13 protein-coding genes are annotated in these 14,065 nt (G+C 35.9%); 2 read left to right on the top strand and 11 right to left on the bottom strand.

The window, feature by feature from the left end:
* Nucleotides 1–14: 14 nt before the first annotated feature.
* The 11 genes from H6571_21875 to H6571_21925 form a co-directional block, all read right to left on the bottom strand.
* A complete protein-coding gene (locus tag H6571_21875; GenBank protein MCB9326402.1) occupies nucleotides 15–2,156 on the bottom strand; it encodes a heavy metal translocating P-type ATPase in 2,142 nt (713 codons plus the stop codon).
* Nucleotides 2,157–2,188: 32 nt separating this feature from the next.
* Nucleotides 2,189–2,626: a hypothetical protein gene (locus tag H6571_21880; GenBank protein MCB9326403.1), complete on the bottom strand. Its 438-nt coding sequence runs from the start codon at nucleotides 2,624–2,626 to the stop codon at nucleotides 2,189–2,191.
* Nucleotides 2,623–3,174 (bottom strand): hypothetical protein, encoded by a 552-nt coding sequence (locus H6571_21885; protein MCB9326404.1) that lies wholly within the window; start codon nucleotides 3,172–3,174, stop codon nucleotides 2,623–2,625. Before H6571_21885 ends, H6571_21880 begins: the two co-directional genes overlap by 4 nt.
* Before the next feature lie 13 nt (nucleotides 3,175–3,187).
* Nucleotides 3,188–3,676, bottom strand: coding sequence for a DUF1573 domain-containing protein (locus tag H6571_21890; GenBank protein ID MCB9326405.1), 489 nt, complete (start codon nucleotides 3,674–3,676; stop codon nucleotides 3,188–3,190).
* Between the two features lie 51 nt (nucleotides 3,677–3,727).
* Nucleotides 3,728–4,594 (bottom strand): DUF1573 domain-containing protein, encoded by an 867-nt coding sequence (locus H6571_21895; GenBank protein ID MCB9326406.1) that lies wholly within the window; start codon nucleotides 4,592–4,594, stop codon nucleotides 3,728–3,730.
* Nucleotides 4,595–4,622: 28 nt separating this feature from the next.
* A complete protein-coding gene (locus tag H6571_21900) occupies nucleotides 4,623–4,892 on the bottom strand; it encodes a metal-sensitive transcriptional regulator (GenBank protein MCB9326407.1) in 270 nt (89 codons plus the stop codon).
* Between the two features lie 310 nt (nucleotides 4,893–5,202).
* Entirely contained in the window at nucleotides 5,203–7,047 is a 1,845-nt protein-coding gene (locus H6571_21905) for an ATP-dependent helicase (protein MCB9326408.1), read from the bottom strand.
* Between the two features lie 29 nt (nucleotides 7,048–7,076).
* Nucleotides 7,077–9,068: an AAA family ATPase gene (locus H6571_21910; GenBank protein ID MCB9326409.1), complete on the bottom strand. Its 1,992-nt coding sequence runs from the start codon at nucleotides 9,066–9,068 to the stop codon at nucleotides 7,077–7,079.
* 218 nt (nucleotides 9,069–9,286) lie between these two features.
* Nucleotides 9,287–9,469, bottom strand: a complete 183-nt coding sequence (locus H6571_21915; protein MCB9326410.1) for a hypothetical protein — start codon at nucleotides 9,467–9,469, stop codon at nucleotides 9,287–9,289.
* A 233-nt stretch (nucleotides 9,470–9,702) separates the two neighbouring features.
* The gene (locus H6571_21920) at nucleotides 9,703–10,182 is read right to left on the bottom strand and encodes a replication protein (GenBank protein ID MCB9326411.1); all 480 of its coding nucleotides are present in this window, start codon (nucleotides 10,180–10,182) and stop codon (nucleotides 9,703–9,705) included.
* A 13-nt stretch (nucleotides 10,183–10,195) separates the two neighbouring features.
* Entirely contained in the window at nucleotides 10,196–11,797 is a 1,602-nt protein-coding gene (locus tag H6571_21925) for a recombinase family protein (GenBank protein MCB9326412.1), read from the bottom strand.
* A 319-nt stretch (nucleotides 11,798–12,116) separates the two neighbouring features.
* Here H6571_21925 and H6571_21930 point away from each other — a divergent pair, with 319 nt between their 5' ends.
* Both H6571_21930 and H6571_21935 read left to right on the top strand, forming a co-directional pair.
* On the top strand, nucleotides 12,117–13,295 hold the full coding sequence (locus tag H6571_21930; GenBank protein ID MCB9326413.1) for a type IV secretion system DNA-binding domain-containing protein: 1,179 nt from the start codon (nucleotides 12,117–12,119) through the stop codon (nucleotides 13,293–13,295).
* A 101-nt stretch (nucleotides 13,296–13,396) separates the two neighbouring features.
* On the top strand, nucleotides 13,397–13,852 hold the full coding sequence (locus tag H6571_21935) for a JAB domain-containing protein (protein ID MCB9326414.1): 456 nt from the start codon (nucleotides 13,397–13,399) through the stop codon (nucleotides 13,850–13,852).
* Nucleotides 13,853–14,065: the final 213 nt, after the last annotated feature.

Genomic DNA, 14,065 nt, shown 5'->3' on the forward strand with positions numbered 1-14,065 from the left:
TTTAATTAATATTATTAATCTAACGAAACTTTCTTCAAAGTCATAGCATTTACTACGACTATCACAGTGGAGAGGCTCATGACGAGCGCCCCTATCTCAGGCCTTAAGAAAAATCCTGCGAAAGCGAACACTCCTGCTGCGGCAGGAATAGCTACGACGTTATATCCTAGTGCCCATACGAGGTTCTGTATCATCTTCCTATACACTGCACGTGAGAGCTTTATGAGCTTCACAACATCTTTAGGATTATTCTTTGTCAGCACCACGTCCCCAGCTTCTACTGCTACATCAGTCCCTGCTCCAATAGCGATACCCACATCCGCTTGAGTAAGAGCAGGAGCATCGTTTACTCCATCACCCACCATCAGGACGACATTGCCCTCCTTTTGCAAACTTTTGATATGAGCGTATTTATCTTCGGGTAATACTTCTGCGAAGTATGTATCGATTCCTAACTCTTCCGCTACACCATGTGCTACTTTTTCATTGTCTCCTGTGAGCATCGCAACTTTTACACCTAAAGAATGCAAATCTCGTATAGCATCAAAGGATTCTTTCTTTATTTCATCTGAAAGAGCAATGATGCCGATTAGATTTTGCTTGTCTGAGATTAATATTGCTGTCATACTTTTCGATGAAAATTCATCTATTTTTTCTTTCAAAATATTTTGTATATTCAAATCATTCATCAAAGCTTTGTTACCAATGTAGTACTCTACACCCTCTACAACACCGCTAATTCCTTTACCTGCAATGTTCTTGAACTCTTTAGGTTCCGTGAGAGCAAGATCTTTTCCTTTAGCAAAATTTACAATAGACTGACCAATGATATGTGAAGAATGTTGTTCCAATGATGCTGCAATTTTTAGAATCTGCTCTTCTGAATACGAATTAAGCGGAGCTATATCAGTCACACCAAATTCACCTTTTGTAAGAGTTCCTGTTTTATCGAACACTACGTAATCTGCTTTTTTAATAACTTCAATTTTAGATAAGTCTTTTATAAATACACCGTTTTTAACAGCCAGAGATGTAGTGATAGTCGTAACAGTAGGTATAGCCAAACCCAATGCATGAGGACAGGCTATTACGAGCACAGTGATAGTGAGAGTTATTGCAAAAACAAAAGTTTCTCCTACTACAAGCGTCCAAACGAGAAGTGTCAAAAGAGCAGTGATTCCAGCCACAAATGTCAGGAGAGCAGAAGCTTTGTCTGCAATACGTTGAGATCTTGGTTTTGTTTTTTGTGCTTCACTAATTAGTTTTTGTATTTGACCGATAGTGGAATGTTCCCCGACGCGACTCAAAGTAATCTTCAGAGACCCATCAAGACAAATAGACCCGGCTACAACCTCATTACCTATCTTTTTATTTACTGGTTTTGATTCACCACTGATGAGTGACTCATTTACATTTGCAACACCTTCCTCCACTATTCCATCAGCAGGAATCTTTTCTCCTGGTTTTACTAATACAGTATCTCCTTCTTTTAGTGTCGCTATGTCTACATCCTCTTCTTTTCCATCTATAATTTTGTGAGCTTTTTTGGGTAATAACTTTGCTACTTCTTGTAAAGCATTTCCGGCTGCAGAACTAGAGCGTGCTTCTAGATAGTGCCCAAACAACAAAACCCAGATCAGAGTTGATATTTCAAGATAAAACTCTACTTCAAGAGCAGGTAAGAAAGTAGACACTACAGAAAAAATATATCCAGCCGAAACAGCCAGGGATACGAGAGTCATCATTCCATAGGCTCGGGATTTGATTTCCATCCATGCATGTTTGAAGAACAAAAAAGAAAAACCAAATACTATAGTAGCAATTCCAAATCCAATCCATTTTGCATATGGAAGTGGGGTAATATGCAAAAATTCCATTACGGCTGCATTAGTGAAAATAAGCGGAATAAGTAAAAACGTAACAACCCAAAATCTACGCAAAAAATCTTTGGCAGAGCCATGACTCATACCAGGCGCACCATGATCATGGTGGCTACCAGAATCATGACAGCTAGAAGCATCTTTTGCTTTTTTATCCTTTTTTAACACTAACTGCATGCCTCCACATTTTTCACACACAGCAAGAGGATCTTTTGATACAATTTCAGGGTGCATAGGACACCAATATGTTTTTTCTTTTTTGTTCATATCATTCATAACTTAATTTTTTACCTGATAATAAGTACTCCTTACCAATTCTTACAACATTCGACTATTTCCTTAAACCACTTTGCCCCCTGCTTATTTCTTGAAAAATATATCAAGAAAAATACAATCCAAAGACTAATTATTAATATCACGATATTTGCTTCAATATTTTTTGACAACGCCATATACACTAATCCAAATGCCGTAATTAGATAAGGTAATTTAAATATCTGCCAACTCTCAACTTTATCTTTAAAAAGATAATACATCCCACCGACAGCACTACCTCCCATCAGAACACCAAGAGTAGTACTATCGATAGATCCAATACTACTTGTGTCAAATACCAAATACCCCACCAAACCTACCAACCAAGTTGTAAATACAGCGAAGCAAATGGCGCACATTTCTGGAAAGAATTTTCTAAGTAATATTCCAACGACAAACAGAACAGTAACACTCAGTAAAAGGTACATCATGACGTCAATAAGAAAAGATCAATTAGTAAAGGAATTACGACCAGTAGAATAATAGTTATTATTATTCCTTGGAATGGAATGATTTGTTTCTTGGCTAGCATTGTTACCTTCCTACTTATATATGGAGAAACGATGAGCACTATGGCTCCTACGACAACACCCACTATGAATAAATCCACAGGTATAGTCTCAGCATATTTATCAATTCCTAAGAATGGTATATATAATGCTTTAAAATCTTTCAAAATAGGCCACAGAGGTATAACAGTGGATAAATATATAAGCCAAGTAACGACTAGATCCTGATGTGGGAAATATTTCTTCTTTATTACATTTTTCATCCACAGACCCAAGGCCAGAGCAAATCCTCCGAGCAAACTCGCAATAATAATTCCAGGGACACCGAGAGATACTGCTATCACAGCTAAGACTCCAGCACCTGCTGTGCAGAGTGGGCAATGCGCGTGAGAAACAATTGGAAAAATAGAAACAAATACAGCTACTAACGATATTCTTAACTTACGTATTTTTTTAAGCTTAGTATTCATTTAGTTATGTTATTTATTCATTCTTAATCACCATCGCTTTAATACGAACTTCTACTTCTGGAGTCATGTCAGAATTTGTTTTAAGAAAAACACTACGCTGAATCAATCCAGTAGCATCTGGTCCGTGAGCTAAAGGATCATATATTACATTCATATTCTCTGTACCACCTGCAGGAACGACTAAAGTATCCTTCATTCTCTCGTGCATACCAAAAGTGATTCCACCTATATCTGCATCGGTGCAAGCACAACTAGTAGTACCTGCGAGGATTGTTATATCCTCAGATCCGTTATTTGTCAAACTAAACTGTGTAGTAACTTTCCCTCCGAAGATATCTATCTCTCCAAAATCAAATAGTTCCTTATCTGCGACAAGCGCTGAAGTAGCCACTGCTTCAACTTTATTTGACTGACTGTTTTTACCAGGAGCTGCAACCATCAAGATCACGACTAGAACAACTAAGCTAATAATAGAAATTAATGTTATTTTATCTGTTTTCATATATTTTTTACTTTAACCAAAAACTAATCCGTCTTTGGTAATAATTAATAATTACTCTCCTTCTAATATATCCACTGTGATTTTTACCTCAGCTTCTGGCTGATTTATATCATTGGTTGGTATGAAGACTGTTCTTGTAAGCTTATCTGACGGTTCACTATGAAAATCTGGATCGAAAGATACGGTCAAGGTAGCAGAATTTCCTGGGTCAATACTTTTTCCTGAAATCTCAGCCGTGGTACATCCACAACTAGTACTCAAGGCACCTATTTCAAGCTTCTCATTACCTATATTCATAATTTCAAAAGTCGTACTTATAACTCCAGCTGATTGGGGCACATCTCCGAAATCATACAAGATACGGTCAAAGAAAATTCGAGGACCACTATCAACTTCTTCGCTCATTTCTGTATTAGAAAGTACTCCTTTATATTCACCAGACTCAGTGAACGGATAATTATCTTCCTCCCAATGCACCATCCCTCCTGACACACTCTTTATATTTGTATACCCCAGAGAATCCATGATGTCGTATGCTGTTTTACTCCTATTCCCACTTCGGCAATATATTATGATTTCCTTGTCTTTCATATCTTCCCCAAGGCCGATTTTATTCAAAGCCTGCTGTGAAAGCTCTTGCACTGGCAGCAGAAGTGAATTTTCTAAATGAGTTTCTTGATATTCTTCAAGAGTACGCACATCTAGCAATATAACATCTTCATTGTTCTGAATTTTCTTTACCACATCACCTGGATATATTTCAAAGTCAGCTACTTCCCCGTCATCATGATCTTCTTCGTATTCTACAATGCTGTCACCCACATAATCTTCATGAGCATGTCCTACGTGTATACCGACATGCATGACATTATTAAAAGTAATAAAGACAAGAATGAAGGAAAGGAAGATTATAAACATATCTGTCGAATTTAAGTCTTTCCTCATATTATATTTTCTTTGCCAACTTATAAACTTTCAAAACTTCTTCTGTGGCCTTTTTCGTTTCTCCCTTCTTCATTTGATGCATTACATGTGTTGAAAGATGATTCTTTAGCATCAAATTCTCGACAGATGACAATGCTTGGCGTATGGCAGAAGACTGCGTGATAATATCCACGCAATATTTTTCTTCTTCTACCATTTTTTGCAAACCTCGTACTTGTCCCCCTATGCGATTAAGACGATTTGATACTTGTTTTTTGATGTCTTTTATCATACCCAAAAGTATATACCCTAGGGGGGTATATGTCAAATACGTACTTATCCACATATTGAGTATTGGGTTCTTTCTGCCTTTTAAAAGAGGAATGAATAGCTGTGCTTAGAAGGACCTACTAGGACATTTTATTAAAATAATAATGATATCGTAGATAAATTCGTGATTAGGCCCAATAAAATAGATGATATAACACTCATTAAAAATATGGGAGCTTACCATTATCAGAAATTGAAGAAGAAGGAGTAATAATGTTCACTCTAGGCAGTCAAAAAAAATCATTTTACTGGATGCTACCTATAGTTGAAAATCATTTACTGTAATTCTTTACTTCTACTATTCCAGATTTTTGTAATACACCATAAAAGGATTTAATGTCTTGGTTTAGTTGTTGTCGATTATGTCTCTCTTTAGAAAAAGTAAAAACCAAGTTTGTTTCAGCCCTAGACATTGCAACGAAAAAAGCGCAAGTATCTTCTTCAGGCTGATTTTTAAAACTCCAAAATGCTCCATCTTCTAACCCTAAAAATATAACCGTATTATACTCAAGTCCTTTACTTTTATGGATCGTCATTACAGGAATAGAATCTATTCCCATAAATCCTTCAATGGCATTACTCCAATCCTTAGTTCTTTGATGTTCATTCCAAAGCAATTCGGCAATAGCAAACTTTAGTTCTCTGACATAGCTAAGGTTTCGGTATTGGGTGTAGTAAGAGTTAATTGCTTTGACACCTAAATAATCAATAATGGTTTGAACACAAACTTTAAGATCTTCTACATCACCTATATTAGGTAAGGTATTTATGCACAGGTCATTTAGAAAATCTTTTAGTTTAGACTCTTGTTTTATCCCTTCCTTGTCGTCATGAATATCTATGACTTTTTTGATAAAGTCATATACAAATTGGTACCCTTTTGGATTTCCTTTGGAAGTTGCTAATTTAATGATATTGAGTATGTATAGAACAAGGTCTTCGGTAAGAAGGTCTTGGAAAGTCGTTTCATTTCGTGCATTAATTCCTAAACCTCTTAATGCTTCAATTATTTTCGCTGAATACTTGGGAACTTGTTGTTTTACAAGAATACAGACTTGATCTTGTGATAGTTTGTTTGTATCAATAATTTCTTTAATATTTTGTGCTGAAATTCTTGCTTCGTCATCCTCATTATTATAGAACCAAAACTCTACATTGCCATCATCTTCTTTCCATTTTGTTGGGTATTTCACATCTATTTCCACCATCATAAGTTCAGACATAAGAACCTTCTGAAGAGCAATAATTTTTGGAGCGCAACGATAATTCATCAATAAGCTTGTACGCATCCCATCAAACTCTTTTTCATAATCCTCGAAAATATCTTTTTTTGCTCCAGCCCAACCCATGATCCTTTGTTTGTCGTCCCCAACAGCTGTTGAAATTGCGCCAGCCCCTTGAAAGCACGATTTTAAAAGGTCATATTGATGATGAGTTGTATCCTGAAATTCGTCAAGAAAAACATGAGTATAAGTCGCTTGGAGATATCTTTTTATATGTGGATTTTTATTTACAATAAGTTCTGCTAGTCTTGAAATCATTGGAAATGTTAGTCTCGGTTTTTGCCCTTTTAAAAAATGTTCCCAAACCTCCTTTACCACAATTTCTTTTTCATCTGTTGGCGATTCTTTTAAGGGTAATTGCTCTTCTGTTAAAAACCTAACCAATTCATTTCGATTATGGGAGGTAGCGAAACCAACATTTATGTGTCTGAAAATTCCTTCAACATCTCTGTAATCAAGTAACACTTCGTATGTTATAGGTTTATATCTTTCAGGCAATGCATGAATAAACCTATCTAAGATTCCTTTTGCAAACGTATCGAATGTAACTGAATTAAATCTAACTGCTAAATGCTTTTTACATCTTTTTTCGACTCGATCATTTAAGTTTTTTGCCGCATCTCTTTTAAAACTAATTGCAAGAATCTTTTTTGGAAAAAGGCAAGAATTAGTTTGTAATAAAAAACTTGCTCGTTGAGCTAACAACTCAGTTTTTCCAGCGCCAGGGCCAGCAACAACAAGATAATTATCTTTTGATTCGGTAACAACCTTCAAGGCATTTGGCTCCAGCGTCAATCCATCACTAGGTTTCCAGTTTTCAGGCTTTACATACATATATAATGGAATTATGGTGTTGTAGTTTCTTATGAATTAACTAACTCGTTTATCCTCTTAAAGATTTTCTTAAAAACATCAGGCATGCGATCTTTTAATTCTTGGTCGTCCAATTCTGCGAGAGCCGCGATATGTGTTGACGGTTTTCCTCTTCCAAGGAAAAAATAGTTATACCAAATCATAAGTTCTTTTTCATCATCGGTATAACTCTCTCCGCTTCCTCCAGCAGGTTTCAAAGTAGCCTGTATTCCTTTTTCCAATTTTTCCGTAAAAGCATCTGGATCAGCTACTTTATCAGGAATTTGTGGGCCTCCTCCCTTAGGTAAGGTCCTTTTGTATTCTGTTTCAAATTCACTGAGGAATAAAAAATCTAAATCCAGAGGTTGGGAATAATAAACATCATATTGTTCTAGGTGACTTACCCATGAATAAATGGTATCTCGTTCTTCAATATCCCATTTATGCATACCGTCAATTTCATCATCAGTAAAATTTTCTCCTCCTTGTTTTCCAATTTTTTCTGCTTTCCCGATTTTCCTAAGTTGTTTGACAATGTATTTAATTCTTCCCCATCCTCCACCATGACGTTCAAAGTCAAGATCCAAAAGGGTTACATGAGGTATCGACAAATCATTGAGTAACTTCCAAATATGATTTACAAACCGATGCCCAAGAGGAGCAATCGTGATTCCCATTTCATCCGCTGGTTGATTAACAACTCTTGAGAAACGATTGAACACAATTTCTTCGCTATCACCTTCTCCAATAACTACTATACTTGCAAAGTAAATTTCAGGGTAATTCCTTACCGCTTCTTTTACATATTTGTAAGCTTCATCTGTTTTTTCAGGAAGTGTAATCTCCTTAACAATTGTACAATACTCATTTTTCTCAATTCTTAGATGGCGAACCGACTCAGGATCAATTCTTTGAATTATCGCAGGAGTGTGAGAAGAAAGAATAGTTTGAGCATTCGGTTGAGAAGCAATTTCCAATAAGTTTTTAATCACTTTTCCTAATAAATGTGGTGAGATATGATTTTCTGGTTCCTCAACAATTAGTAGAGTTAATAAAGGCTTCTGAATTACCTCACCTGCTTCTGGTTCATAGTCTTGTTCGATTTTGAGTAAAGAACAAACTAATGAAAGATAAAATAATGACCTCAGTCCTTCACCTAAATCTCCAATCTGATACGGACGACCTGTTTCGGTAGGTAGAAATTCAATTTCAATTTTCTTAAGTAGTTCATTAAAATCACTACTCCCGACAGTTAAAGAGGAAGACTGATATCTTTCATCCCCATGAAAATTTTTCCAAAAATCTCCAATCGTAGTTTTTACAGAATCAAAATCCGTATGACTGGATAAATGACTGTTAACTTGGTCAACCCTATTTTGTAATTCATCCATGAAAGCATCACCCCATTTTACTTTCTGCATTAATCGCCAAAGGATAGTTCCAGAGGCAAACTTCAATTGCTCTGATGGTTTTCTGATTGCAGGAACATACATTGCCTGGATTAATAGTCGATGTCGAGATGGTACAGGAGTTCTATTCTCTCCTTTAGCTCCTTCTTGACCTTCAGGAGCAGTTATATAAACAAGCTTACTTTCAATTTCCCCTTCGGGTGATAGTTCTGATTTTTGCCAAGTAGCTTCCAGTCTTATCCTTAAGTATGGAGGAGAGCTCCCATCATTCACCACCATCTGATCAAAAAAATGAGGTATTGCATTATCGTCATGATTCCCATCTTTATCAAGAAAGTCAAAGGCCGTTTCGATATAAAAAGAGCTTTCTTGAAGACTAGAAGGTGAGGTTCCTTTTGGCAAATGAAAGTCAGACCTTGTTATTTCTTTTTGAGTAAAGCTGGTTCCAAAGATTTTTAACAAAGCTTGGAATGTTGCCGATTTACCTGTGCTATTCGCACCAACGAATGCTGTTAAATCTTCTTTTACATTTATTATTACTTCATTATCTCCATAACACTTGAAGTTTTTAATCTTAATTTTCGATAGCTTCATGGTTTATGATTATTCTTTAATAGAGGTTATCTTACATTATTTGTTACTCATTCTCATATGCTAACTACATAATCTTCTTTAAGAGTTCATGATGAGTTTTGATATCTGTTTTGGAAATTCTAAAACGATATTTCCCCCACTTCTTCAAGTAACCCATATCGTCAATACCAGATTCGTCAATCAATTGCTGGAGTTCTTCTGACTGTGGAAGACGAATCTCAACTATGAGCTTCATCAGTTTTGCCGAGTCGAATTTCTACCTCATATCGACGATTGGCGTCTGGGACTTGAAGTAATAGATTAAATTGTTCTTTAAATTCTACTTCTTGTCCTTCTATATGAAATAAGTATTCGGATTCTATAACTTTCAAAATTTCCTCCTCCATAGCTTTTTCAATCATTAATTTTTAGCTAGTCTTACCATTATTTATTTTAGCAAACAAAATCTCTTCATTACGTTTCAAAAGGTGAATTATACCATTATACTATTACAATTTTTATGTTATTGCAATCCAATTCAAAAAAGTGACACAGGATATAAAAATGGTGAGTGGGTTTTTTTAGGATATACAATACAAATAATTGCCTAATTTACTTAATTTTTATTAATATTTCAATAGGTGGATGACATCATTCAATAACTCATAGAATTCATTACCTCCCCAACACTAACAACTCCACCCTTTCTTCTAGAATTTTTCTCCCTTAGTTTTGTCTTTTTTTCTTTTGTATAGTTAGTTTTGTTATATGCACTATTGTGCACAGGTTCAGGTGTAGATTGTGCACAGGTAAGTGTCAAAATATGCACTGGATGAAAGGAATAGAAGATGTAGGATTTTCCTTTCCTGTCACTGGAATCATAGAGTTCCTTTCTTTCGAAATCAGAAGCAATAATTAGCTTCTTTTCTACTAAAGATTTGATGGTTTTCGATATTACTCTACGAGATAGGCCTGTTTTCTTGATGAATTGGCTTTGGGTAATTCTATCTCTGGTTTTTCGTTTACCGGTTTTTGTATTTACCCAGCCATAGGTTTGACGGATGATGATGAGAAGTATTTTTAGTTCTGATTCTTTGAGGTTTGGTAGATATTTATCGAATATGATATTTGGCACTTGTGTAGTCCTTTTATACATAATCATCTTGACCCTCCTTCTTTGCTTCTTTCTCGAAGAAGGCAATTATAGTTTCTAACAATTCCCGCATGCTTTCTCTTAGTTCTGGGTTATCCACAATCTGAGGGGGTGCATTTATGTCAGTATTGGCAATTTTGGGTATACAACTTCGAGGCGTGTGGTGATTGAGTACACATGATGAAAAACTATGCCGATTTCCAATCTCTTGATACGGAGATACCATTGAAATCATTAGCTTTTTTCCTTGAATCATAAGGTTCGAGGTAATGATTTTGATAACTTCTCTTTTTTCTTCCAATATTCCTATTAAGTAGGTTTTTTTAAGGCTTTTTACCAGTTCGAGGTAATTTTTAGCTTTCTTAAAAACAGCCTCTTTTTGACCTGAAATACACTGTATTTTGTGGTGTAATCCCTGCTGTTCTATCAGAAGTTTTTCCTTTTTACGCTCAAATAGTTCCTTGTCAATGGCATTCTCAATATAAGCGTCGGTGAGTCTCTCTAATTTTTGAGATATTTTACTTTGTTGCATTAATAAAGAATCCTTTATCCCTTTCTGAGTTTCTGACCAATTGTTCTCTGCCTCTTCCAATAACTCAATTAAGATACTGTTTTCAACATCATGCAATTGAAGGTTTTCTAAAGACCGAATCAAATACTTTTCAATACGTTCTTCACGTATTGTTTTAGTTGGACAGCCTTTAGTTTGGCAACGGTAATATATATGTCCTTTTTGCTTTTCTCCGATAAGAGATCGCCCACAATCAACACATTTCACTTTTCTGCGGAACAAGAAATCATGTTTTAAGTACCTGGTATTTGTTTTACCTTTCAGAACGTTTTGAATTTGCGCAAAAAGCCTGGGAGTAATTAAAGGTTCATGCTTTCCAGCAAATGTTTTGCCTTTAACTTTTAATACTCCTGCATAAAAAGGGTTGTTTAGCATTCTGGACATTGCATTTATGGAAATTAAGTTTCCGTTCATATTCTTTAGTCCAAATTCATCCATAACCTTCACTAGAGATTCAAGGTTATATTTTTCACTTGCATATAGTTCAAATGCTTTCTTTACCAATGGCCCTTGAACTGGATCAATTGTTTTTAATTGACCACCACCGTTATTAACATATCCGATTGGAGCACTGAAAGGATAGATACCTTGCTTTAAGCGACCATAGAGGCCTTTAATTGCCTCTTCACGAAGATTTCTGATGTAATCCGATGCAATGACTGCTTGTATATCAGCTGCCAAACGTCCACCCCTTGTATCCAGGTCAAGGCTTTCGTGGGCAAAATGAATTTCGATACCTTCATCAATTAAATCTCCTAACGCTGCCCAGTCTTTTAGGTTACGAGCACTTCTATCTATTTTATGAATAATGGCTCCTTTGGCTTTCCCAGCTCGCAACAATTTCATCATTTTTGTAAATAATGTTCTTCCTTGTTTGGCTGCTGTTTCTTTTTCTTCAAACCATTGAATAATATGAAGATCATTCTTTTCTGCATACCGAATTATCGCTTCTTTTTGCTCTTGAAGCGATACGCCATTACCTTGTTTAACGGTTGAAACCCGTATGTATCCATATACTTTTTTCATGATTATATACTTAATTTTACTAGATTTTTTACAAATCGTCAAAGTCAGAAACGCTCTTTCCTTCCCGTTCCAACCGGTCACATATTCTTTTTATTACCAATAAAAGTTTCCTGAAATTTTCTTCCGCTTCTAACAATTCTTCCTCTGTTTTACCTTTGCAGACGTCTCTAATGAACAAGCTTATTTTGCTTTCTTTTTGTTTTTGATTCATAAACCCCAGTCTATGCAAATCCTCGAAACATTTATAGAAGGTATAAGGTGCCATATTTGCAATAAAGGCCCTCTATGAGTGAAGAATTGTTTCAATACAATTAGGGCTATGTCAAAAAATTCCAAAGAGGAAATAACCTACTTTGCTCAAACCACCTGGCGAAGCGATCGAAGGCATTTTGGTATTAGACAAAAAGATCGTTTAATGCACACCTACATGATCGGTAAAACCGGAACCGGAAAATCAACTTGTATTGAAACCATGATATTACAAGACATTCAGTCTGGAAGAGGATGCGCTCTTCTGGATCCCCACGGAGATCTTGTAGAAAAAATTGAAAAAAGTATTCCTCCTGAAAGAAAGAAAGACCTGATATATTTCAACATCCCCGACCGCAAGCTAAATCTTAAATACAACCCTTTCAGAAAGGTTTCCTATGAGAAAAGATCATTAGTGGCTTCTGGTATTTTAGAAGTGTTTTCTAAGCTATGGGATAAAGCCTGGGGTGTAAAATTAGAGCATATCTTACGCCATGCGATTTTAACACTACTTGATCAACCTAGAGCAACCGTTGCGGATATTCCTGAGATCTTACTTAACAAAACTTTCAGAATTGAAGCTCTTAGATACATAAAAAGTGATTTGGTAAGAAAATTCTGGAAAAGAGAGTTTCCTGAATATCATAAATATGATCTACTGCCGGTGATGAACAAAATTGGAGGAATGTTGGTGCATCCTGTGATTAGGAGAGTTTTGATTGAAAACACAGAAGAGGTATCTCTTCGAAAGGCAATGGATGAAAAAAAGATCGTTTTGGTAAATCTATCTAAGGGACATTTAGGTTCCGATGTAGCTCATATCCTAGGCGCCTTGTTTGTTACTTCCATTGCTTCTGCTGCTTTTAGCCGGGTTGATACTCCAGAAGATGATAGAGTTCCTTTTATGGTTTACATGGATGAATTTCACAACTTCACTACTCTTTCCCTGGTCAATATGTTTTCTGAACTACGAAAATTCAAAGTGGGAATGATCTTGGCTCATCAATACATGCATCAGCTTGATGAGAAGATAAAAAGGGCTGTGCTTGGTAATATAGGAACTGTTATTTCATTCCGAATTGGAACAGAAGATGCAAGGCACATGTCAAAGGAAATGTATCCTGAATTTGATGTTGAGGATTTTATAAACCTGGCTAATTACAAGATTTACTTAAAATTGATGATTGATGGGACGCCAAGTAGGCCTTTTAGTGGAATAACGGTTCCTCTTTTGCAAAAAAGCCAATAATCAAAATTGCCATATTGGCAATTATCACCCTCTTGGTATGAGTACTGTATTCATATAAACTGATTTTGAAATATTTCTTTGACAATCAAAATCAGTAGGCCATGAGAAAAAAATCTTTATACCAGGTATCGGAAATTAAGTTGGTATATACAAGCAAGATTAATATTCAGGACAGGCCACAAATCCGGCAGTCACGTGATGCATACGATATCTTTCTCAATAATTGGAGTGACCAACTTGAATTCATTGAAGAATTTAACATTCTATTACTTAACCGGACAGGTCGTGTAATAGGTATCTATTATGTATCAAAGGGTGGCCACTCAGGAACTGTAGTGGATGCAAAAGTTGTATTTTCTGCGGCTCTTAAAAGTCGGGCGGCTTCAATTATTGCTGCACACAATCATCCATCTGGAGGAAGCAAGCCCAGTGCATCCGATATTGCTTTAACAAAAAAGTTAAAGAAAGCTGGTGAGTATTTGGATATTGCTGTACTGGATCACTTAATCATCACCCCTTTTACATACTATTCATTTGCTGATGAGGGCATGATTTGAAAATTAAAGTCCGGGAACCAATTCCTGGACTTTTTTTATCCACCCCTCTATTGCCACCCTGGCAATTATTGCTGTCTTGGTTTGTCTGCCTGATCTTAATATACTGGTTTTAGAATTCTTCCTTGACAATCAAATCAACACAGCTTTGAATTGATATTCCTCTAACGGTCATTCTTTTAACCTGTCAGTTCACTCCTGACAAAAAACTTCTAA

This window comes from Lewinellaceae bacterium (genome assembly GCA_020636105.1).
In the GTDB taxonomy this organism is placed as follows: domain Bacteria; phylum Bacteroidota; class Bacteroidia; order Chitinophagales; family Saprospiraceae; genus BCD1.

Excerpts from the sequence above, each read along its gene's own strand:
- H6571_21875 (MCB9326402.1), bottom strand. The coding sequence starts at position 2,156 with ATGAATGATATGAACAAAAAAGAAAAAACATATTGGTGTCCTATGCAC.
- H6571_21880 (MCB9326403.1), bottom strand. The coding sequence starts at position 2,626 with ATGATGTACCTTTTACTGAGTGTTACTGTTCTGTTTGTCGTTGGAATA.
- H6571_21885 (MCB9326404.1), bottom strand. The coding sequence starts at position 3,174 with ATGAATACTAAGCTTAAAAAAATACGTAAGTTAAGAATATCGTTAGTA.
- H6571_21890 (MCB9326405.1), bottom strand. The coding sequence starts at position 3,676 with ATGAAAACAGATAAAATAACATTAATTTCTATTATTAGCTTAGTTGTT.
- H6571_21895 (MCB9326406.1), bottom strand. The coding sequence starts at position 4,594 with ATGTTTATAATCTTCCTTTCCTTCATTCTTGTCTTTATTACTTTTAAT.
- H6571_21900 (MCB9326407.1), bottom strand. The coding sequence starts at position 4,892 with ATGATAAAAGACATCAAAAAACAAGTATCAAATCGTCTTAATCGCATA.
- H6571_21905 (MCB9326408.1), bottom strand. The coding sequence starts at position 7,047 with ATGTATGTAAAGCCTGAAAACTGGAAACCTAGTGATGGATTGACGCTG.
- H6571_21910 (MCB9326409.1), bottom strand. The coding sequence starts at position 9,068 with ATGAAGCTATCGAAAATTAAGATTAAAAACTTCAAGTGTTATGGAGAT.
- H6571_21915 (MCB9326410.1), bottom strand. The coding sequence starts at position 9,469 with ATGATTGAAAAAGCTATGGAGGAGGAAATTTTGAAAGTTATAGAATCC.
- H6571_21925 (MCB9326412.1), bottom strand. The coding sequence starts at position 11,797 with ATGAAAAAAGTATATGGATACATACGGGTTTCAACCGTTAAACAAGGT.
- H6571_21930 (MCB9326413.1), top strand. The coding sequence starts at position 12,117 with ATGTCAAAAAATTCCAAAGAGGAAATAACCTACTTTGCTCAAACCACC.
- H6571_21935 (MCB9326414.1), top strand. The coding sequence starts at position 13,397 with ATGAGAAAAAAATCTTTATACCAGGTATCGGAAATTAAGTTGGTATAT.